This is a genomic window from Tardiphaga sp. OK245 (genome assembly GCF_900108575.1).
In the GTDB taxonomy this organism is placed as follows: domain Bacteria; phylum Pseudomonadota; class Alphaproteobacteria; order Rhizobiales; family Xanthobacteraceae; genus Tardiphaga; species Tardiphaga robiniae.
Genome location: NZ_FNWZ01000001.1, coordinates 127,033 through 146,276 on the forward strand (window position 1 = coordinate 127,033; position 19,244 = coordinate 146,276).

The window sequence follows — 19,244 nt, forward strand, 5'->3', positions numbered from 1 at the left end:
TCGGACACGTTGCCATGCGCCTGCGTATCGCCCATTCAACCACCTATCGCTACGAACCGCCGGCTTCGGGCGTGATCCAGATTTTGCGGATGACGCCGGGCAGCCATGACGGCCAGTATGTTGCCGAGTGGCAGATCGATGTCTCCACGGATTCGCGCCTGGATTTGCATGAGGACGCGTTCGGAAACGTCACCCATGTGCTGACCCATGGGCCCATCGCGGACCTCACGGTCACCGTCGAAGGCCTGATCGACACCCAAGATACCGGTGGCGTGCTCAAGGGCACCGACGAGCGCTTTCCGCCGAGCTTCTTCCTGCGTCAGACCGATCTCACCGACCTCAGCGCAGCGATGCAGACCTTTGCCAAGGATCTGTCACCAAGCGCGGAGACCGACGTACTTGGCTTCCTGCACGCGTTGATGATGGCCATCAACGAGCACATGACCTTCGACGTCGATCCAACCAGCACCGGTACTTCGGCGAGCGAGGCCTTCATCGGCAAGCGTGGCGTCTGCCAGGATTACGCGCATATCTTCATCGCCTGTGCCCGCTCGGCCGGCGTCCCTGCCCGCTTCGTCTCCGGCCATTTCTGGCGTGCCGACGGCGAGACCAACCAGCAGGCCGGCCATGCCTGGGCCGAGGCCTATGTCCCGGATCTCGGCTGGGTCGGCTTCGACCCCGCCAATGCCATCTGCACCACCGACGCCCATGCCCGCGTTGCCATCGGCCTGGATTACCTCGGCGCAGCCCCCGTCCGCGGCACCCGCTATGGCGGCGGCACGGAAACCCTGACGGTCGCCGTCAAGGTCGATCAGGCCAATGGCCGCGGCCAGTCGCAGTCGCAGAGCCAGTCCTGAACAACCTTCAAACTGGCTTTCCGAGGTTGCCCGGTCGATACCCACCGCGTAAGACGCTTCCCTGACCAAGGGACCGACGATGACCTATTGCTGCGGAATTCTCGTCAAGGACGGCCTGGTGATGATCGCGGACACGCGCACCAATGCCGGGCTCGACAACATCTCGACCTTCCGCAAGCTGCATATCTTCAACCAGCCCGGCGACCGCATCATGGCGGTGGCCTCCGCAGGCAATCTCGCCATCAGCCAATCGGTGCTCTCCACCCTGAGCGAGGGGCTGGAGAACCCGACCACCGGTGAGTTGGAGACCCTGCTGAACGCACCTACGATGTTTCAGGCTGCGCAGCGCATCGGCCGCGCCATCCGGCACGTCAACGCCACCGAGGGCAAGGCGCTGGAGGCCGAGGATATCAATTTCGACGTCTCGTTCCTGTTCGGCGGCCAGATCAAGGGCGCCAAGATGCGGCTGTTCATGATCTACCCGGCCGGCAATTTCATCGAATGCACGGTGGACACCCCCTATCTGCAGATCGGAGAGCACAAATACGGCAAGCCGGTGCTCGACCGCGCGATGCATTACGACGTCGAACTCTATGAGGCACTCAAGACCGGCCTGATCTCGATGGACTCGACCATGCGCTCCAATATCGGCGTCGGCCTGCCGATCGATGTGCTGGTGGTGCGCACCGATGTCTGCGACGCCGATCTCAATCACCGTATTGAAGCCGGCGAGCCCTATTTCCACGACCTGCGCTCGCGCTGGTCGGCAGCATTGCGCGCGGCACATCAAAACATTCCGCGCCCGCCCTACAAGAAAGACAATTGAGCGCGGCCGCGATGACCGCAGCCCCGATGAAATGGCGGATCATGACGGAGGCAGACCTGCCGTCCGTCCTCGCCATCGCCGATGCCGTTCATCCCGATTTTCCCGAAGATGAGGTCGTGTTCGCGAACCGCCTGGCGCTCGATCCAAACGGTTGCGCCGTGCTCGAGGCCCAGGACGGGATCAAGGGTTATCTCGTCAGCCATCCCTGGCAATTCAGGGAGCCGCCGTCACTGAACAGCCTGCTGACAATGCCCGCAGCGCCCTCGACCTTCTACATTCACGATCTCGCATTGCTGCCCGAAACCCGCAGATCCGGCGCGGCGACCGTGGCCGTCGATATGATGGCGGCACGCGCCAGGCTGATGCAACTGCCCAACATGACGCTTGTTGCCGTCAACAATTCAGTTCATTTTTGGCAACGGCACGATTTCACCATCATGCGCGATTCCGAATTGGATCAGAAACTGCAAAGCTACGGCGACAACGCACGTTTCATGGTCCGGGACCTCACTCAAAAAGACCTCTCGTAAAAAGAAAACAGGGACGAAACAGATGACCAACAAGATCGCACTCGTGACCGGAGCTGGCACCGGCGTCGGCCGTGCCGCATCGCTTGCGCTGATGAATGCCGGTTTCACCGTCGTGCTCGCCGGTCGCCGGCTCGAACTGCTGCAAGAGACCCAGAAGCTCGGCGCGGCCAATGGCGGCAAGAGCCTCCCCGTGAGCGCCGACATGGCCGACCCCGCCTCCATCGCCGCGCTGTTCGCCAGGATCATGCAGGAATTCGGCCGGCTCGACGTGCTGTTCAACAATGCCGGCATGGGCGCGCCCGCGATTCCGTTCGAAGACCTCGGCCTCGAACAGTGGCAGGCTGTGGTGAACACCAATCTCACCGCACCGTTCCTGTGCACGCAGCACGCCTTCCGCATCATGAAGGATCAGACGCCCCGCGGCGGCCGCATCATCAATAACGGCTCGATCTCAGCGCATGCGCCGCGCCCGTTCTCCGCCGCCTACACGTCGACCAAACACGCCATCACCGGCTTGACCAAGGCCAGCAATCTCGACGGCCGCGCCTATGACATCGCCGTCGGCCAGGTCGATATCGGCAATGCCGCCACCCCCATGACCGACCGCATGGTCAACGGCCCCGGCGTGCTGCAGCCCGATGGCACCTCGAAGCAAGAGCCACGCATGGACGCCAAAGCCGTCGGCGACGCTGTCGCCTATATGGCCGGCCTGCCGCTCGATGCCAATGTGCTGACCATGACGGTCATGGCAACGAAGATGCCGTTCGTCGGACGCGGCTAAAACGCAATCCGCCTCAGCGGCATTGCGATTGCATGACATGGGGAGCCGCGGCATCATCGCCGCGGTTTCGGGGGATTTATGCTGCAGCTACAATCGGCGTTCGGCGTCATCGCGCTTTTGGGGATCGCCTGGGCGCTCGGTGAAAACCGCAGCAAGGTGTCGCTGAGACAGGCCGCGATCGGTCTCGTATTGACGATCGTCGCGGCCGTGATCCTGCTGAAACTTCCCGTCGTGACGCGCGCCTTCAGCAGCATCAACGATGCTGTCAGCACCATCGCCGCAGCGTCGCGTGCTGGCACCTCCTTCGTGTTCGGTTATCTCGGCGGCGGCGCATTGCCGTTCGATCTAAAGAATCCCGGCGCGGATTTCGTTCTCGCGCTGCAGGCACTCCCCGTGGTGCTGGTCATCAGCGTGCTGACCAGCCTGCTCTTCTACTGGCGTATCCTGCCGCCGATCGTACGCGGCATGGCGTGGCTGCTTGAACGCACGCTCGGCATCGGCGGCGCTGTCGGACTGTCAACGGCCGCGAACATCTTTCTGGGCATGGTCGAGGCCCCGTTGTTTATTCGCCCTTACCTCGCGCAGCTCACGCGCAGCGAACTGTTTCTGGTGATGACGGGCGGCATGGCGGGGATCGCCGGTACCGTGCTGGTGCTCTATGCCACTTTCATGGCGCCGCTGATCCCCGATGCATCGGCGCATTTCGTGATTGCTTCTGTGCTCTCGGCGCCAGCTGCGATCCTTGTCAGCCTGATCATGGTGCCTGAGACGGAGGATCGTCGCACAGGTGGATTGCTCGCCAATCCGGACGCATCGGCCACGAGCACGATAGATGCGATCGTCAAGGGCACGAGTGCAGGCATCGAACTGCTCGTCAACATCATCGCCCTGCTGCTGGTCTTCGTGGCGCTGATGTATCTCATGAACGCGATCCTCATGATGATGCCCACCGTGGGAGGCAACACACTGTCCGTGCAGCGCATGCTGGGTTACGTGATGGCACCGGTGTGCTGGCTGATGGGCCTGCCGTGGGACCAGGCGCTGACCGCGGGCTCGCTGATGGGCGTCAAGACGATCCTCAACGAGTTGATCGCCTATGTTCAATTGGCGAAGCTCGGTCCCGATGCGCTGGATGCGCGCTCGCGCCTCATCATGCTTTATGCGCTGTGCGGATTTGCAAATTTTGCCAGCCTCGGAATTATGATCGGAGGCATGGGCACGATGGCGCCGGAGCGTCGTAACGAAATCAACGCGCTTGGTGTGAAGTCGATCGTCTCGGGGACGCTGACGACCTGCCTGATGGGCGCGATCGTCGGCATGCTCACCTGAGACACGCCGCCAGCGCCGGTCAGCCGACCGTCCGCTGCAGCAGATCGAGCCAGTTGCCCGCGCCGAGCTTGCCGAGCAGCGTCTCGGAATAGCCCTTGTCGCGCAAGGCCACGAACAGCGCCTGCAGGCCCGCGGCGGAATCGATGGCCTCGGGCACCACCGCGCCGTCGAAATCCGATCCCAGCCCGACGTGATCCTCGCCCAGCTTCTCCAGCAGATAGTCGATCTGCTGCACCATCAGCTCGATGCCGGTGTCGGGCCGCATGCTGCCGTCGGGGCGCAGGAAGCAGGTCGCGAAATTCAGGCCGACCATGCCGCCGGTGTCGCGGATCGCGGCGAGCTGCTTGTCGGTGAGATTGCGCGGCGACGGGCACAGCGCATGGGCATTGGAATGGGTCGCCACCAGCGGCGCCTTCGACAGCCGCGCCACGTCCCAAAAACCCTTCTCGGTGATGTGCGACAGGTCGACCAGAATCTTCAGGTCATTGCAGGCGCCGATCAACCGCTCGCCGGCCGCGGTGAGACCGTCGCCGAGATCCGGCCCGGACGGGAAGTGAAACGGCACGCCATGGCCGAAGATGTTGGTCCGGCTCCACACCGGCCCGATCGACCGCAACCCCGCCGCATAGAGAACGTCGAGGAATCTGAGCTCGGCGTCGATGGCCTCCGCGCCTTCCAGATGGACCACCACGGCCAGCGCCTTGCGCTCAATGGCGGACCGGATTTCGGCGGTGGTGGTGCAGATCGCCACCGCGCCTGCGGAAGCGCGTTCGAGCTGCAGCAGGATGGCCAGTTCGGCGACGACGGAATTGCGCGCCTCGTCCATCGTCAGCGGCTCGGGAAGCGGCACGGCGTAGCGTCCGCCCGTCATCTGCGCCATGAATCCCGATGACGCCTGAGCCGCCGGCGAATACAGCGCGAACAGCCCGCCGACGAACGCGCCGGCCTTCGCCTTCGGCAGGTCGATGTGACCGGCGGCTTCCCCGGTCAGGAAGTCGGATACCGGATCGTGCGATTGCGATTTGTACAGCCGCAGCAGCACATCGTTGTGACCGTCGAAAACCGGAACGGATGCAGTCATGAGATACTCGTTGAGGGCCAGGGCAGCGACGGGCTCAGCATAGCTGATTCAACGCCACTGCGACGCGCGAACAAGGCACGCGTCGCATTTCCGCACGCGAACTACCGGACTTCCACCGTCTTGAATTCCGCCGGCAGGATCACTTCCAGCAATTCGCAATTGTCGGAGTAATCGCGGATCAGATGCCTGATGCGTGGCGGCTGGGTCCAGCATGACCCCTGACGCATAGTCATCTCGCCCTCGCCTTCCATATAGGCCTTCACCCAGCCGTTCAGCACATAGACCAGCTGAAACTCGGCATCGTGATAGTGAAGCTTGGAGACCTCTTTCGGATCGCAAGGTCCGATCAGCCGGATGACATGCGCGTGCGCCAAACCGCCGGTCGCAGCGGCAACGCCGAGATCGCGATACTTTGCGTAGGCACGCAGGCCGTCGCCGAGAAATGCTTCTTCCTGATAGTGACTGATCGCGACGCGCTGCTTGCGGCGCGGGCCGCGTTTCGCCGCGGCCTCGGCGACAGCTTTTGTACTCGCCTTGGCCGGCTTACCAACCGCGAACTTCTTTGCCGCTTTCGCTACCGCCTGTGTCGCAGGCTTCTTCGTCGCAGCCGCTTTCGCTGCGCTCTTTGACGTTCGCTTCAGCTTCGCCATGTCGTGTTTCCCACCCGGCGCAATGCCGAACAAACGGCCAGCGCGTCCGGGAACCTAGCTGTAGTTCAGCACAGCGGCAATTCATCCGGCGCGTTGAGAGGCGCGGACTAGTGCAACCGGAAGACGCCATCCACGGCACGAAGCTCGGCCGGCTTGATCAGTTTCGAATGCGCGACGGTGACCGCAAAGAGCGGGCCATCAAGCTTCTCCTGCCAGAAATCCAGAAAATCCTTCAGCGCGGGAAACTTCGGAAACAAATCATAGTTCTGCCAGACATAGGTCTGCAGCAGCGAGGGGTGGTCGGGCATGCGGTAGAGGATCTGCGCCGTCGTCAGTCCGTAGCCAAGCACCTGCTTTCTGAAATCGTCAGAAACTGCATTTCTCGACACCATGTTCAACCTCCATGGACAGAGCGCATTCGGCTAAGTGGATTCCGGTTTGACGTCGAACTTCGCTCTGCTCTCCTGTGACCGTGCTGACTGCAGCGAACCGGCTTCCACTTCGCCCATGACAACACGATGCATGAAATGTGACGCAAGCAACGTCTTCATCACAAGCTTAAAAGTTTAATAATGTATTGAAAGCCGAGTGTTAGCAGCCACTTACCGTGGATGCTAACGGATTCGAGAACCGGTATCGGAGGGTCTTAACCAATTCTGGCACCCGTCATATTTGAGTGCCAAAATATTTGGTAAAGACCCTTGCCGGTGGGGAACGTTCGGCCTATGTCCGGACCAGCTGCGCTGGCACTTGTTGGCTCAGACTGCCAATTTAAATTTCTCAAGCATCTACAGAAACTTAGGAGGACTGCATGAAATTCCGTCCGCTTCACGATCGCGTTGTGGTCAAGCGTATCGACGCCGAAGAGAAGTCCGCTGGCGGCATCATCATTCCGGATAGTGCCAAAGAGAAGCCCTCCCAGGGCGAGATCGTCTCCGTCGGCCCGGGCGGCCGCGACGAAGCCGGCAAGCTGATCCCGATCGATCTGAAGGTCGGCGAGCGCGTGCTGTTCGGCAAGTGGTCGGGCACCGAGGTCAAGATCGACGGTCAGGACCTGCTGATCATGAAGGAAAGCGACATCATGGGCGTCCTCGAAGGTGCCGCTCCCGCCAAGAAGAAGGCCGCTTAAGCGCCTTTTCCCCACCCATCCTGATTTTCAAGGAAGCAAAACATGTCAGCTAAAGAAGTGAAATTCGGCGTTGATGCCCGCGACAAGATGCTGCGCGGCGTCGACATTCTCGCCAACGCCGTGAAGGTGACGCTCGGTCCGAAGGGCCGCAACGTCGTCATCGACAAGTCGTTCGGCGCGCCCCGCATCACCAAGGACGGCGTCACCGTCGCCAAGGAAATCGAGCTCGACGACAAGTTCGAGAACATGGGCGCCCAGATGGTGCGCGAAGTGGCCTCGAAGTCGGCCGACGCAGCCGGCGACGGCACCACCACTGCTACCGTGCTCGCCCAGGCGATCGTCCGTGAAGGCGCCAAGTCGGTTGCTGCCGGCATGAACCCGATGGATCTGAAGCGCGGCATCGACCTGGCCGTGGAAGCCGTGGTTGCTGACCTCGTCAAGAACTCCAAGAAGGTCACCTCGAACGACGAAATCGCCCAGGTCGGCACCATCTCGGCGAACGGCGACGCGGAAATCGGCAAGTTCCTCGCAGATGCGATGAAGAAGGTCGGCAACGAGGGCGTCATCACGGTTGAAGAAGCCAAGTCGCTCGAAACCGAACTCGACGTCGTCGAAGGCATGCAGTTCGACCGCGGCTACATCTCGCCCTACTTCGTCACCAACGCCGACAAGATGCGCGTTGAATTCGACGACGCCTACATCCTGATCAACGAGAAGAAGCTCTCCTCGCTGAACGAGATGCTGCCGCTGCTCGAAGCTGTCGTGCAGACCGGCAAGCCGCTCGTCATCGTCGCGGAAGACGTCGAAGGCGAAGCTCTCGCCACCCTCGTCGTCAACCGTCTGCGTGGCGGCCTCAAGGTTGCTGCCGTCAAGGCACCGGGCTTCGGCGATCGCCGCAAGGCCATGCTGCAGGACATCGCGATCCTGACCGGCGGCCAGGCGATCTCGGAAGATCTCGGCATCAAGCTCGAGAACGTCACGCTCGCCATGCTCGGCCGCGCCAAGAAGGTGATGATCGACAAGGAAAACTCCACCATCGTCAACGGCGCCGGCAAGAAGGCCGACATCGAAGCACGCGTGGCGCAGATCAAGGCGCAGATCGAAGAGACCACTTCGGACTACGACCGTGAGAAGCTGCAGGAGCGTCTCGCCAAGCTGGCTGGCGGCGTTGCCGTCATCCGCGTCGGCGGCGCGACCGAAGTCGAAGTGAAGGAGCGCAAGGACCGCGTTGATGACGCGATGCATGCGACCCGCGCTGCGGTTGAAGAAGGCATCGTCCCCGGCGGCGGCGTCGCTCTGCTCCGCGCTTCGGAACAGCTGAAGAAGATCAAGACCGCGAACGACGACCAGAAGACCGGCGTCGAGATCGTCCGCAAGGCCCTGTCGGCTCCGGCTCGCCAGATCGCCATCAACGCAGGCGAAGACGGTTCGGTCATCGTCGGCAAGGTCCTCGAGACCGCGACCTACAGCTACGGCTTCGACTCGCAGACCGGCACCTACGGCGACATGCTCAAGAAGGGCATCATCGATCCGACCAAGGTTGTCCGTGCAGCGATCCAGAACGCAGCTTCGGTTGCCGGCCTGCTGATCACCACGGAAGCCATGGTTGCCGAGCTGCCCAAGAAGGGCGGCGCAGGCGCAGGCGGCATGCCTCCGGGCGGCGGCATGGGCGGCATGGACTTCTAAGTCCAACGCTGTTCAAGCGAACTATCAAATGCAGAGCCCCGGCAGCGATGCCGGGGTTTTTGTTTGAAATTACCCTAAGGCAGCAGCACTAAAGAACTCTCGACTGCAAATTCACTCAATCAGCGCGATCAAGCTACTCACAAGAAACAGTACTGCCGCTGCAAAACTGGTCTGAGCTCCCAGAAAAGAAACCAATTGAAACATCGCCGCGAGTGCGGCCACATACTTACTTTGAACCATAGGAGCAATCTTCCTTTCAGATGATTGCCGTCCGGACGACATTTTGTTGCGCCGAAGTAGAATACGAGCATGTCAGTTTGGAAACGTGCGGTATACTTGCGCAAAATATGCGGAGTAAATGCGCTTATGACGAGCCAAACCTTTGGAGCAGCTCTTGGAAGACTAATCTTTCAAAAGCGCAAGGCTCTCGGCCTCACACAGACACAGCTGGCCGAAGATGCATTCGGAACATCAGGAAAAACACGTCGTATCAGCGAACTTGAGAACGGCACCGTTGAGAATCCGCACCCCAAAACGATAGATCCAATAATCTCAGTACTTAAAATCTCAGAAGATGAACTTCGAGAATGCGCGCCAGACTAATTCGCAGCCCAACGCCGATCTAGATCGCGCCTATCGCGAAGCCAGAAACTTAATCGAAGCCGTCTCAAGACAGTTTGACCACGCCAATCCTCAAGCAACATTGGCCGAACTCGATGAATTTCTACGTGCGAAAGCCCGAGAGTGGATTGATCTTCGTCAACGGATCGAAATTCTTGGAGCAACCGATCAGTCTGTGGCCGAAATCAAACTAGCATCAGCAGAAGCGTTGGCTGAAGGAAATTTCGAAGAGGCTGATCGCTTACTTTTCAGCGCAGAAGAGATCCAGCAACAAGAGAAAACCCTAGTCGAAGTTCGCAAGCAATCGATGATACGCATCGCGAGAGGCGACATCAATCTGCTTCGAGGAGATCCAGAATCTGCTTTATCGCTTTACACCAGCGCAGCAGAATTCTTTAGACCTTTTGACGAAAATGAAATGGTCGAAGTTCTCGAGCGCCTAGCAGAACGAATATACAATGTGGGACTACAATCACTCAGGCCCTCTTTTTTCGTAGCAGTGGCGCTACTCAAGACAGCCCTTCAGAGCAACGCCATCAAAGGTAAAACGGCTAACGAAGCACGAATTAACTTTCGATTGTCCCTCGTCTACAGGCGAGCGTATGAAGTCGAGGTTTCTGACACGGCCACAGAGTATCTGGCCAAGGCGATAGCATGCTCTCGCTCTGCACTTAACGGAGCAATTTCCGAATCCGATATATATCGAGTTGCATCTGCTAAAGTTGCGCTAAGCAACTGCCTGATTGACCAAGCCTGCCGAGACAATGACGCGGCAGCGCTATCCGACGCAGTATCTTTTTTGCGAGAAGTTCAGCTTAGTCTAAAAGGGGCTGAAGGTGGCGCTGATATATTTTCCACAGCTTGCAATAGTCTTGGCCACGCGCTCATGGAACACGATGGAATTCGAAAAGCGAAACCAACTGACGCCGCCTTGACGGAGGCCTTTGGAGCCTTTTCTGATGCCGCAAGAGCTGCCGAACTTGCTTCAAACCCGGAAATTTGGGGTATCGCAAAGGCTAATTGCGGCGCCGCTCTCGCCCAACGCGCGAAGCTGGAAACAACAGAGCCTGAAACAGCGAAGTTTCTGAGAATCCAATCCATTTCCGCCTATCTAGCCGCTTTAGAAAGCTACCCGGAGACATTCTTTCCGCTTAACTATGCAAAAGCGCACGTCGGCTTAGCTCACGTATTATTTGACTACGCTCTAACCGCAGAAACTAAATTGACGGATTTTTATTTGCTACGATCGCTTAGTTCGTTTGAAGCGGCTAGCGCCTTCTTCACGGAGAACCGCTCACCTCAACGTTGGGCAGAATTACAGATGTACATGGGCAACATTATTTTGGTTCATGCCGAGAGAGATGCAGTGGCCAGCAAACAAAGCGACATCAAACACGCCACTGAGCTATTTCAGAATGCGTTGCGAGTTTTTGAAAGCCAAGAATGCGAGCACGAAATTGCCTACTGTAGAACGGCACTGTCCCGCATTCGAAATGAAAACGTTTAATACGAAAATATGGATTCAGCTAACGCATGACAAACTGCAGCACTATCACCCCCATTTTCACATCATCGGCAGCCGCCTGATTTTGGAGCTAATTCGCTCATAGCCCTTGAAAATCGGACCAGTGCAAGCGTCGAAAGCTCGTCGCGATCGCATTCACAAACAGCTTCCGCCCTGTTGAAGCTCCCGCGCTTTGCCTGTTTCAGACAACCCCCACCGGGGAAGCGTCGTCACTCAATGAATGCGCCAGGATCGCCATCAAGAGCCCGGGAAACCGCGCGTCGAGATCCGCCGCCCGCACTGCGTTTTGATGCTCGACGCCCTTTTTGCTGGTCTGGATCAGGCCGGCCTCGCGCAACACGCGAAAATGGTTCGACAAAGTGGACTTGGCGATGGTCGGGCATGGCGATGCAGCGGTGCAGGACAGGCAGCCGCTCCCCTGCAGCAAGCCCCGGACGATCTGCAGCCGAATGGGATCAGCCAGCGCCGAGAGCACGCCGGCCAGCGTGATGTCCTTGGTCGCGGGGTGAACGAACTGAACCATAAAAAAGATATAGGCGCCCCCTTGCGCTGGTTCAATAGTCCCATACTTCCGAACGATTGAAGCATCCAAGAGGGATCACGACCATGACCAAGACATTCGAAGGCAAAGTTGCGCTGGTGACCGGCGGCTCCAAGGGCATCGGCGCTGAAATCGCCATCCAGCTCGCCGCCGGGGGCGCCGCCGTCGCCGTCAATTACGCATCCAGCAAGAAGGGCGCCGACGAGGTCGTCGCGAAGATCACCGCCAAGGGCGGCAAGGCCATCGCGGTGCACGGCAATCTCGCCGAGCCGGACGGCGCCAAATCCGTGGTGGCCGAGACCGTCAAGGCGTTCGGGCCGATCGACGTTCTTGTCAACAATGCGGGCGTCTACGAATTCGCCCCTCTCGACAGCATCACGCCAGAGCACTTCCACAAACATTTCGATCTGAACGTGCTCGGGCTGCTGCTCGTCTCGCAGGAAGCGGCCAGACACTTCAACGCCACCGGCGGCAGCATCGTCAACATCTCATCGGGCGTCTCTACGATCACCCCGCCGGGTTCAGCGGTCTACACCGCGACCAAGGCTTCCGTCGATGCGATCACGTCGGTACTGGCGAAGGAGCTCGCGCCGCGCAAGATCCGCGTCAACGCCGTCAATCCTGGCATGATCGCAACCGAGGGAGTGGTGTCAGCCGGATTCCATGAAGGCGACATGCGCAAGTGGATCGAATCTGCCACGCCGATGGGCCGCATCGGTAAGGTCGAGGAAATCGCTTCCGTCGTCGCATTCCTCGCTTCTGATGCTGCATCTTACGTGACGGGCGAAACACTGCACGCCACCGGCGGCTTCAGGTAGCCCACGCGCTCTGCTCAACAGTCTATCCGACATAGCCAAGGGCGGTGCAATCAGCACCGCCCTTGCTTGTTATCGCGAGGCCAGTCTCGCCTTGCCTCAATCATCATCACCGCCGGCCGGCATCTGCGGCATAGACGGTGTCTGCATGCGATCCGCCGCTGATGGCTTCATGCGTTCGCGTGACGAAGCTTGCCCACGCATCATCTGAGCCTGATCGTGCTCGATCTGCGGAAAGAACACATCATAGCAGGCGCGGCTCAATCGCGGTCCTGCGCTGCGCAAGCAACTTTCTACCCGCCCCTCATCCGGCATTGCCGATGTACAGAGGCGAAACGCATCGGGCGTGCAGGCTTCGCGCTGTGCCTCCGTGCCGCTGCCCAAAGCCGCGACGCTGGAACCCGCAATCAATGCCACGGCGGTCGTCAGGCTTGTCAGAGTGTTTGCCATCGGTCCTGTCCTTACGAAGTTATGACAGGTGAAATTCTCAGTGGCGCGCCCGGTTCCTTCCTAACCGCTCACATGCTGCTGAAAATGCAGGCTTAAGCGAGTGTAACGACAGAGCCCACAAAGCGAGTCAGTTGACCGCCTGCGTGCTTTCGTCGATCTCGTCGGTCCACACCTTGAAACTCACCAGCGTGTTCGGCCCAAAAGTTTGCGTGATCGGCACATCCGCGGCATCGCGGCCCTGCGCGATCAACACGCGTCCGATCCGCGGGATGTTGTTGCGGGCGTCAAACGTATACCAGCGGCCGCCGATATAGGCTTCGAACCAGCCGGCGAAATCGCCGTCGGCCCATGGCTTCGGCATACCGATGTCACCGAGATAGCCGGTGCAGTAGCGCGCTGGAATATTCATGCAGCGACAGAAGGTGATGGCCAGATGTGCATAGTCGCGGCAAACGCCCTTCCCCTCGTTGTAAGCGTCCCAGGCGGTCTTGGTCGCGCGTGCGTGCTCGTAACCGAACTGGATATGGTTATGCACGAAATCGCAGATTGCCTGCACCCGCGCCCAGCCAGGCACAGTCTTCTCGAACAATTGCCAGGCGATGTCCGACAGCCGATCCGTCTCGCAGTAACGGCTACCGAGCAGATAGACGATCGTCTCGGCCGGCAGATCCTCCACTGCGTGCTGCACAGCGGACGGCACGATGATATCCGGCTTGCCGCTATCGTTGACGATCCCGTCGGCTTTGAACGTGATGCGGCCCGTCGGCGCGACGATGCGGCTGCACCAGTTGCCGAAGCCATCGCGATACGGCGTAATCGGAACTGAGGGATTTATCGTGAGATAGTCCGGCACCACCACGTCGGAGGCACGCGTGAAGTGCATGCCCATCACGATCATGACGGGCGTCGGCTGCGGGAAATCATAGATCATCTCGTAGCCAACACGGATCTTCATGCAAAACACCTCATCCCGGCACATCGTTGATTTCAAAAGCGAGACATCGCAAGCGTTGCACATTGCACGACGATCTTGCGAGAAAAACCCAGCGCAAGCGTCGGCCAGAATGTCATCGATGTCAGATACATCCTCGAAATGGCGACAAAACGTCCAATAACAAGACAATCATAGCGAAATTCAACGAAACACCGGATCGCTCAAAGAAATCGATGGCTAATGTCTGTGAATAGGCGCACGCTGAACGGATGCCGGATCTCAGCAGCGACATGCGCGCGTGACCACGAGATCGCGCCGTGAGACCGTTACTTTTAAGCATCCTTTCCAGTTGAAGGGCCTTGGTCGTTTGATCCCGGCAGGGTCGTATGACGTCATCACCGATGAGGAGATGATCGAGGGACTGTCCTTCGCCAGCTATCGGCGCACGGCGACCATGATCATCGTGCCTGGTGCACCACCCCATACAAGTTCCATGGAGATGATCTCCATTGGGTCGCTTGAGCTGGCAGATGTGCAGCGCATCGATGCGAGCGCACCATGACCGACACTCCCGTCGAGCTGGATAGCCGCCGCGGCATGGCGGCACAGAAAGCCACCGATATCCGGCGTAGTCTTGCCGAAGTCGAATCCAATGCCGCAGCACTGCGTGAGCGGCAGCTGGCACTCGAAGAGCAGTTACTGACCACGCCGGCCACCACATGGCCTGAGGCTGCGGCGAAGGCGCGCTACGTCCTCAATCTCTACGGCGCATCGCTCAGCGCACAGGATACCCAGCACCGCGATCTGATCGCGATCGTGCTGGACGACTTCACGCGGCTTGCCGCCAACGACTGATCCCATCATTACGCAGGTCGCAGCGATCCCGCAGCAGCCAGCGCTCAACCGAAAGCATCCTCATGCAGAACCTCTTGCACCGTCACGTTCAAGTCGCAGAATCTCTCCGCCTCGGCGTCGAGTCCGGCTGGTACAGCACCAAGATCAGCGGAACCTTTGTTACGGGCCCACATCCCACCGAGGCCGAATGCTTGCGCAAGATCGCTGAACTCAACCCTGTCGTACCGAAGCGCAAGGTCTAACGCGGGAAGACGACGATGGCGCTTACACACGGTGTTTTCCAGAGCTTCGAATATAATCGCATGGTTGTCCTGTTCTCGATGATGAATGACGCGACCGAAGTCACCTGCGCGATCAGCACCAGTGCGATGGACGAGCTCGAAAAGGCGACACGCACCAAGCCCGAGCAGCGTGAGGAGCAATTCATCCGGTTGCGCGATCGCATCGAGGCCTGCGCGGCACGCAAATTCGCTAATTCCGAATTTGAGGGAAGGCCACCGGGCATCGTGCTCCGCAGCATCGATTTCCGGTAGCCTGTTCCACCATTGAACCCTTCCTCCTCGCGGTGTGACCAACGCCTGTCACACGCGAGAGGTCGAGCCATGCGCCACTTTCCAAGCCTGAACCGTTCCGCCATCCGCGTCCTGTTCGCTGCCATGCTGGCGAGCGCAGCAATGCCGATCGCGCAAGCTGCCGCCGACGATGCACAGCAATGTACCGATGCCTCCGGCGTCCTGGCGATCGCGGCCTGCGACCGCGCCATCGCGTCAGGCAACTACCGCGGCCACCAGCTTGCTGAGCTGCATTTCAACCGTGCCTTCGAATATAATGAACGGCACGAGAGCGGCCCTGCCATGGCTGCCTTCGACGAAGCCATCCGCCTGAACCCGGATTATGCCCGCGCCTATTTCATGCGCGGAAATCTCTGGCTCGCCCGCGGCGACAACGACCGCGCCATCAGCGACTTCAGCGTGGCGCTCGGTCTCGATCCCAACAATACCGATGCCTATGTCAATCGCGGTGTCGCCTGGTACGCCAAGGACGATAACGACCGCGCTATTGCTGACTACGACATGGCGATCCGTCTCAATCCGCAGGAAGGCGGCGCCTATAGCAATCGCGGCGGCGCCTGGCTGGTGAAGGGCGATCATGCGCGCGCCATCGCCGATTTCGGCGAAGCAATCCGGATCAATCCGAACGACCCCTGCCCGGTGTTCAACCGCGGCTTCGCCTTCAGCCTGAAGGGGGACAACGATCGTGCTATCGCCGACTACAACGAGGCGATCCGCATCGCACCGACCTATGTGGCGGCGCTGACCAATCGTGGCAGCGTGTGGTCCGACAAGGGCGACAACGACCGCGCCATGGCCGATTTCAATGCGGCGCTGCGCATCAATCCGAAATACGCCAAGGCGCTCTATCTGCGCGGCATGACACGGCTTGAAATGGGCGACATTACGGGCGGCGCAGCAGATGTCGCCAGCGCACGGAAGATCGATCCGAAGGTCGGCTCATAGTCACTGAACACGCATCGCCTTCACGGGCGGCACGTCAGTCATATCGATCAGTCGAGTTTGGCAACCACGATGAGGCGCTTCACTTCGCCGTTGCGATAGGCCTGCAGGAACTTGTTGTAATCCCGGAACGAGACGCAGCCGTTGGAATCGCCATTAGGGCCGAGCATATAGGTATGCGCGAGCAGACCCGTGCGGCCATGGATCGCGCCCTCGCCGCCCACCGGCGTCAGGCGCAGCGCGGCCACGCCATGGAACAGAGCCTCGCGCGGCTTCAGATCATAGATGTGCGGCGGCGTCACGCCGCGCATCTTCTCATGGGCATAAGCGGGATTGTCGAGACGGCTGCCGAGGCCGGAATGCGCTTCCAGCTTGGTGCCGTCGGGCATGTAAACTTTACGCGCTGAGATGTCGTAGACTGCGGTGGTGCGATCGCTCAGGGTGGGCTCGTTGCTGGCCGCCGCATCGGTGCCGTTGCTCAGCACGCCGCCGTCAGAGCCGGCATAAGCGAGCACGGGGCCGGACTGCGGAGCGTTGCCGCCGAACAGTTTCTCGAAGACGTTGAAATTGCCGGACTTGGGCTGTGCGGCCAGCGCCAGCCGTGCCTTCTGCACCAGCGAGTCGTGGCCATAGGCGCCGCCCCTGGCGGCGCTGGCCTGTGCGACCGGCTGCGACGGCGCTTGTGTTGCCTGCTGCGGCGCGGATGGCGTACGGGCATCGGAGGGCCGTGCGGCCGGCATCGGAATGCTGTCGACGAGCTGGCGCACCGTCGGCGCCGGCTGCATCAGTGCGACCTCCTGCGGCTTCGCAGCCGGTGCAGGGATCACAGCTTCAGAAGCCGGGTTGCGCTTGACGAAGCGCTCGGGCGCGGCGCCCATCGAATAGGTCGGGTCGAACCAGGCGACCTGACGCTTCGGCTCGGGCTGTGCGGCAGCGAGCGGCGCATTAACGGCCGGCTCGAAACGCTCTGAGAAGGATGTGCGGTGTTCGGTGCGTGAGAAGCGGCTGTCGAAGCGTTCGGCGAAAGACGACTGGCCAACGCCTGCATCATTGCCGAGATTGGCGGAGACCATCGCAGGCTGCACGCCGTTCTGGAAAAGCTTGCCGGCGAGCGTCCATCCACCGGTCAATGCGACGGCGGCAAGAGCAGCGCCGGTCACGAACATGCGTGAACTGGATTTCGACACTTGATGCTGGCCTCGGCGTGAGGGTGCAGAATGGTTCAACGCACGTTTACTGCTGCTCATACGCCTGACGTCCAACACACGTTTACTAAGCTCCCTGCCCGTTGTGCCTGACGAGACACACAGGTCTCGAAAAGCACCGCGCAGGGATGCGAAACGCCATTAAGGCGAGTTTTAGTTAAATGCGAATTAATTGGAGGTCCCCCACCGATTGCCTACCTAAAGGCCTGCCAATCATGGCCTTTTTGAGTAACCGACAGGACGAATTCGGGGAACCTGCGAGAGCTTTGTGGGCTCTCGCAGGCCGGTCTCAGGCGCGCTGGGGTTTTGGGTCACGCCCGGCCCGAACTATTGGCGCGCTATGATTAGGTCATTGGCCTAGTGCGAGGCTGGTGCGCGTGGAACCACATTTCCTTTTGCGGTATTTAGGTAATCAAAAAGATCAATTTGTGCCGGCTAATGATCATGACCTCAGTAGTTCAGCTTCGGATACCAGTCGGTGCCCCGCCCTTCCGGCGTAACGTCCAGAATCGTCCAGAGCGGCATCAGATCCGGCGCCCCGCGCGGGTCCTGGCCGGGATCGGCCGTGGATCCATCCATCTCGCCGCTCCAGAAATGGCGAATCTTGCCGCTGCGGCGGGTGAAGACGTTGAAGGCAGCGTCGTCGCCACCGTCCTTGGTCAGCCCGTGATAGTCACGGCTGAACACGCCGGAGGTGTCCGAGAACAAAGGCAGGTAATGCCAGCCACGCTGCCTCTTGAAGGCGACCAGCCGCTCGATCGGCGAGCGCGCCACAACGGCCAGCGCCACGCGCTGCGTAATGTCAGGCACCTCGCCGTCCCAGGCCGACAGCAGCGATGTGCACATCGGGCACGGCTTCTCGCGCTGCGGCCCGTACATGTAGGAATAGACGACGAGCGTCTGCTTGTCGCCGAACAGGCCCGCGAAACTCACGGGGCCCTTCTCGCCGATGAAGTCGTAGTCCCTGATCACCACGCCGCCATCTGGCAGCGCACGACGCAGCTCCGCGACACGTTCGATCTGACGCCGCAGTTCGATCTCCTCGACAAGCAACGCATTACGCGCATCGCGGTATTCATGGCTCTCATTGGGATAGCGAAAACCGGCCTTCTTCGCGAGTTCGGCCGCAGGCGTCAGGCTGGAACCGGTCATGACATGATCCTCCCTTGGTGAATTTCAACGTGTTCCGTCTGAAAGACGTTCCGGGACCGGCCGATCCGACATGACGATCCACAAATTCATCACGCGCAGCTTCGTGAACGGCCAGAACACGCATGACGGTCATTGACGCGCCGAGCATGGACGCACATGAGTGCGCCATGCGCCTGTTTCATTTCAGCGAAGAGAACAACATCGAAGTCTTCATGCCGCGGCAGGTGGAGGTTGCGACGCCTCGCGCCCAGGGACAGGAGTGGCTCAATGGTCCCCTGATCTGGGCCATCGATGACTGGCATGCGCCGATGTATCTGTTCCCGCGCGATTGCCCGCGTATTTTCGTCTGGCCGACAGCGAGCACGACGCTGGAATACCTCACCGCCTACAAGAAGATGACCTCCTGCCGCATGGTCGCGCATATCGAGTTCGGCTGGCTGGACCGGCTCTCCCACACCACCATCTATCGCTACGAGCTTTCGCCGGACGGGTTTGAATCACTGGACGATACCGGCGTATGGGCCTCGCGCACGCCGTCCATGCCGCTGAACATGGAGCGGATCGACAACATCGAAAAGGCACTGGAAGCCGCCGGCGTCGAGCTGCGCGTCCTGCCGTCTCTGAAGACGCTGGCGCCCCTATGGGACACCTCGCTCCACGTCAGCAGCATTCGGCTTCGCAATACGTTGGATTGACCGATCGAGCTGCCTCAAACGCACGAAGCATGCCTGGACGTTCGGGAGTCATAGAATCGTAGAGCATC

Annotated in this window: 23 protein-coding genes; 15 read left to right on the plus strand and 8 right to left on the minus strand. The window is 60.0% G+C overall.

The window, feature by feature from the left end; genetic code table 11:
* The first annotated feature begins 14 nt into the window (after nt 1-14).
* The 5 genes from BLW80_RS00580 (at nt 15) to BLW80_RS00600 (ending at nt 4,323) form a co-directional block, all read left to right on the plus strand.
* On the plus strand, nt 15-857 hold the full coding sequence (locus tag BLW80_RS00580) for a transglutaminase family protein (RefSeq protein ID WP_093756416.1): 843 nt from the start codon (nt 15-17) through the stop codon (nt 855-857).
* 79 nt (nt 858-936) lie between these two features.
* Nucleotides 937-1,683 carry a proteasome-type protease gene (locus BLW80_RS00585; RefSeq protein ID WP_093756417.1) on the plus strand — a complete coding sequence of 249 codons (747 nt, stop codon included), beginning with the start codon at nt 937-939 and terminating at the stop codon, nt 1,681-1,683.
* Entirely contained in the window at nt 1,680-2,213 is a 534-nt protein-coding gene (locus tag BLW80_RS00590) for a GNAT family N-acetyltransferase (RefSeq protein WP_244527880.1), read from the plus strand. The genes BLW80_RS00585 and BLW80_RS00590 overlap by 4 nt, the downstream gene beginning before the upstream one ends.
* 22 nt (nt 2,214-2,235) lie before the next feature.
* Nucleotides 2,236-2,994 carry an SDR family oxidoreductase gene (locus tag BLW80_RS00595; RefSeq protein WP_092146865.1) on the plus strand — a complete coding sequence of 253 codons (759 nt, stop codon included), beginning with the start codon at nt 2,236-2,238 and terminating at the stop codon, nt 2,992-2,994.
* A 78-nt stretch (nt 2,995-3,072) separates the two neighbouring features.
* Nucleotides 3,073-4,323 carry a NupC/NupG family nucleoside CNT transporter gene (locus tag BLW80_RS00600; protein ID WP_093756418.1) on the plus strand — a complete coding sequence of 417 codons (1,251 nt, stop codon included), beginning with the start codon at nt 3,073-3,075 and terminating at the stop codon, nt 4,321-4,323.
* Between the two features lie 19 nt (nt 4,324-4,342).
* Here BLW80_RS00600 and BLW80_RS00605 read toward each other — a convergent pair whose 3' ends face one another.
* The 3 genes from BLW80_RS00605 to BLW80_RS00615 form a co-directional block, all read right to left on the minus strand.
* Nucleotides 4,343-5,404, minus strand: coding sequence for a dipeptidase (locus BLW80_RS00605; protein WP_093756419.1), 1,062 nt, complete (start codon nt 5,402-5,404; stop codon nt 4,343-4,345).
* A 101-nt stretch (nt 5,405-5,505) separates the two neighbouring features.
* Nucleotides 5,506-6,054, minus strand: a complete 549-nt coding sequence (locus BLW80_RS00610) for a cupin domain-containing protein (protein WP_093756420.1) — start codon at nt 6,052-6,054, stop codon at nt 5,506-5,508.
* A gap of 107 nt (nt 6,055-6,161) precedes the next feature.
* Complete coding sequence (locus BLW80_RS00615) at nt 6,162-6,446, minus strand: usg protein (protein WP_089265658.1); 285 nt, start codon at nt 6,444-6,446, stop codon at nt 6,162-6,164.
* A 419-nt stretch (nt 6,447-6,865) separates the two neighbouring features.
* On the opposite strand from BLW80_RS00615, the gene BLW80_RS00620 reads away from it, so the two are divergent.
* The 4 genes from BLW80_RS00620 to BLW80_RS00630 all read left to right on the plus strand — a co-directional run bounded on the left by BLW80_RS00620 (nt 6,866) and on the right by BLW80_RS00630 (nt 10,997).
* Nucleotides 6,866-7,183, plus strand: coding sequence for a co-chaperone GroES (locus BLW80_RS00620; protein ID WP_089264960.1), 318 nt, complete (start codon nt 6,866-6,868; stop codon nt 7,181-7,183).
* Nucleotides 7,184-7,225: 42 nt separating this feature from the next.
* Nucleotides 7,226-8,869, plus strand: coding sequence for a chaperonin GroEL (gene groL / locus BLW80_RS00625; RefSeq protein WP_093756421.1), 1,644 nt, complete (start codon nt 7,226-7,228; stop codon nt 8,867-8,869).
* Nucleotides 8,870-9,178: 309 nt separating this feature from the next.
* Complete coding sequence (locus tag BLW80_RS29760; protein ID WP_139285768.1) at nt 9,179-9,472, plus strand: helix-turn-helix domain-containing protein; 294 nt, start codon at nt 9,179-9,181, stop codon at nt 9,470-9,472.
* Nucleotides 9,444-10,997: a hypothetical protein gene (locus BLW80_RS00630; RefSeq protein ID WP_093756422.1), complete on the plus strand. Its 1,554-nt coding sequence runs from the start codon at nt 9,444-9,446 to the stop codon at nt 10,995-10,997. Before BLW80_RS29760 ends, BLW80_RS00630 begins: the two co-directional genes overlap by 29 nt.
* Before the next feature lie 199 nt (nt 10,998-11,196).
* Here the strand turns inward: BLW80_RS00630 and BLW80_RS00635 are convergent, their stop codons facing one another.
* Nucleotides 11,197-11,538, minus strand: coding sequence for an ArsR/SmtB family transcription factor (locus tag BLW80_RS00635; RefSeq protein ID WP_093756423.1), 342 nt, complete (start codon nt 11,536-11,538; stop codon nt 11,197-11,199).
* Between the two features lie 83 nt (nt 11,539-11,621).
* Between BLW80_RS00635 and BLW80_RS00640 the strand changes: the two genes are divergently transcribed.
* Nucleotides 11,622-12,374 (plus strand): SDR family NAD(P)-dependent oxidoreductase, encoded by a 753-nt coding sequence (locus BLW80_RS00640; RefSeq protein ID WP_093756424.1) that lies wholly within the window; start codon nt 11,622-11,624, stop codon nt 12,372-12,374.
* 96 nt (nt 12,375-12,470) lie between these two features.
* Here the strand turns inward: BLW80_RS00640 and BLW80_RS00645 are convergent, their stop codons facing one another.
* Nucleotides 12,471-12,821: a hypothetical protein gene (locus BLW80_RS00645; protein ID WP_093756425.1), complete on the minus strand. Its 351-nt coding sequence runs from the start codon at nt 12,819-12,821 to the stop codon at nt 12,471-12,473.
* A 127-nt stretch (nt 12,822-12,948) separates the two neighbouring features.
* Nucleotides 12,949-13,776, minus strand: a complete 828-nt coding sequence (locus BLW80_RS00650; protein ID WP_093756426.1) for a transglutaminase domain-containing protein — start codon at nt 13,774-13,776, stop codon at nt 12,949-12,951.
* A gap of 277 nt (nt 13,777-14,053) precedes the next feature.
* Between BLW80_RS00650 and BLW80_RS00655 the strand changes: the two genes are divergently transcribed.
* From BLW80_RS00655 to BLW80_RS00675, 4 genes are all read left to right on the plus strand, one after another.
* On the plus strand, nt 14,054-14,317 hold the full coding sequence (locus BLW80_RS00655) for a hypothetical protein (protein WP_093756427.1): 264 nt from the start codon (nt 14,054-14,056) through the stop codon (nt 14,315-14,317).
* Nucleotides 14,314-14,610, plus strand: coding sequence for a hypothetical protein (locus tag BLW80_RS00660; RefSeq protein ID WP_068736086.1), 297 nt, complete (start codon nt 14,314-14,316; stop codon nt 14,608-14,610). The genes BLW80_RS00655 and BLW80_RS00660 overlap by 4 nt, the downstream gene beginning before the upstream one ends.
* Nucleotides 14,611-14,867: 257 nt before the next feature.
* Nucleotides 14,868-15,143 carry a DUF1488 family protein gene (locus tag BLW80_RS00670; protein ID WP_068736082.1) on the plus strand — a complete coding sequence of 92 codons (276 nt, stop codon included), beginning with the start codon at nt 14,868-14,870 and terminating at the stop codon, nt 15,141-15,143.
* A 69-nt stretch (nt 15,144-15,212) separates the two neighbouring features.
* A complete protein-coding gene (locus BLW80_RS00675; protein ID WP_093756429.1) occupies nt 15,213-16,127 on the plus strand; it encodes a tetratricopeptide repeat protein in 915 nt (304 codons plus the stop codon).
* Nucleotides 16,128-16,174: 47 nt separating this feature from the next.
* Here the strand turns inward: BLW80_RS00675 and BLW80_RS00680 are convergent, their stop codons facing one another.
* Together BLW80_RS00680 and BLW80_RS00685 are read right to left on the minus strand one after the other, a co-directional pair.
* Nucleotides 16,175-17,311 carry a DUF2778 domain-containing protein gene (locus tag BLW80_RS00680; protein ID WP_244527883.1) on the minus strand — a complete coding sequence of 379 codons (1,137 nt, stop codon included), beginning with the start codon at nt 17,309-17,311 and terminating at the stop codon, nt 16,175-16,177.
* A 468-nt stretch (nt 17,312-17,779) separates the two neighbouring features.
* Nucleotides 17,780-18,481, minus strand: a complete 702-nt coding sequence (locus BLW80_RS00685; protein WP_093756431.1) for a DUF899 family protein — start codon at nt 18,479-18,481, stop codon at nt 17,780-17,782.
* Nucleotides 18,482-18,648: 167 nt separating this feature from the next.
* Between BLW80_RS00685 and BLW80_RS00690 the strand changes: the two genes are divergently transcribed.
* Nucleotides 18,649-19,176: a DUF6886 family protein gene (locus BLW80_RS00690; RefSeq protein ID WP_093757274.1), complete on the plus strand. Its 528-nt coding sequence runs from the start codon at nt 18,649-18,651 to the stop codon at nt 19,174-19,176.
* The last annotated feature ends 68 nt before the right edge of the window (nt 19,177-19,244 follow it).

What these genes read in the sequence shown, in the direction of transcription:
- BLW80_RS00580 (WP_093756416.1), top strand. Translation starts at nt 15, where the DNA reads ATGCGCCTGCGTATCGCCCATTCAACCACCTATCGCTACGAACCGCCG.
- BLW80_RS00585 (WP_093756417.1), top strand. Translation starts at nt 937, where the DNA reads ATGACCTATTGCTGCGGAATTCTCGTCAAGGACGGCCTGGTGATGATC.
- BLW80_RS00595 (WP_092146865.1), top strand. Translation starts at nt 2,236, where the DNA reads ATGACCAACAAGATCGCACTCGTGACCGGAGCTGGCACCGGCGTCGGC.
- BLW80_RS00600 (WP_093756418.1), top strand. Translation starts at nt 3,073, where the DNA reads ATGCTGCAGCTACAATCGGCGTTCGGCGTCATCGCGCTTTTGGGGATC.
- BLW80_RS00605 (WP_093756419.1), bottom strand. Translation starts at nt 5,404, where the DNA reads ATGACTGCATCCGTTCCGGTTTTCGACGGTCACAACGATGTGCTGCTG.
- BLW80_RS00610 (WP_093756420.1), bottom strand. Translation starts at nt 6,054, where the DNA reads ATGGCGAAGCTGAAGCGAACGTCAAAGAGCGCAGCGAAAGCGGCTGCG.
- BLW80_RS00615 (WP_089265658.1), bottom strand. Translation starts at nt 6,446, where the DNA reads ATGGTGTCGAGAAATGCAGTTTCTGACGATTTCAGAAAGCAGGTGCTT.
- BLW80_RS00620 (WP_089264960.1), top strand. Translation starts at nt 6,866, where the DNA reads ATGAAATTCCGTCCGCTTCACGATCGCGTTGTGGTCAAGCGTATCGAC.
- groL (WP_093756421.1), top strand. Translation starts at nt 7,226, where the DNA reads ATGTCAGCTAAAGAAGTGAAATTCGGCGTTGATGCCCGCGACAAGATG.
- BLW80_RS29760 (WP_139285768.1), top strand. Translation starts at nt 9,179, where the DNA reads ATGTCAGTTTGGAAACGTGCGGTATACTTGCGCAAAATATGCGGAGTA.
- BLW80_RS00630 (WP_093756422.1), top strand. Translation starts at nt 9,444, where the DNA reads ATGAACTTCGAGAATGCGCGCCAGACTAATTCGCAGCCCAACGCCGAT.
- BLW80_RS00635 (WP_093756423.1), bottom strand. Translation starts at nt 11,538, where the DNA reads ATGGTTCAGTTCGTTCACCCCGCGACCAAGGACATCACGCTGGCCGGC.
- BLW80_RS00640 (WP_093756424.1), top strand. Translation starts at nt 11,622, where the DNA reads ATGACCAAGACATTCGAAGGCAAAGTTGCGCTGGTGACCGGCGGCTCC.
- BLW80_RS00645 (WP_093756425.1), bottom strand. Translation starts at nt 12,821, where the DNA reads ATGGCAAACACTCTGACAAGCCTGACGACCGCCGTGGCATTGATTGCG.
- BLW80_RS00650 (WP_093756426.1), bottom strand. Translation starts at nt 13,776, where the DNA reads ATGAAGATCCGTGTTGGCTACGAGATGATCTATGATTTCCCGCAGCCG.
- BLW80_RS00660 (WP_068736086.1), top strand. Translation starts at nt 14,314, where the DNA reads ATGACCGACACTCCCGTCGAGCTGGATAGCCGCCGCGGCATGGCGGCA.
- BLW80_RS00670 (WP_068736082.1), top strand. Translation starts at nt 14,868, where the DNA reads ATGGCGCTTACACACGGTGTTTTCCAGAGCTTCGAATATAATCGCATG.
- BLW80_RS00675 (WP_093756429.1), top strand. Translation starts at nt 15,213, where the DNA reads ATGCGCCACTTTCCAAGCCTGAACCGTTCCGCCATCCGCGTCCTGTTC.
- BLW80_RS00685 (WP_093756431.1), bottom strand. Translation starts at nt 18,481, where the DNA reads ATGACCGGTTCCAGCCTGACGCCTGCGGCCGAACTCGCGAAGAAGGCC.
- BLW80_RS00690 (WP_093757274.1), top strand. Translation starts at nt 18,649, where the DNA reads ATGCGCCTGTTTCATTTCAGCGAAGAGAACAACATCGAAGTCTTCATG.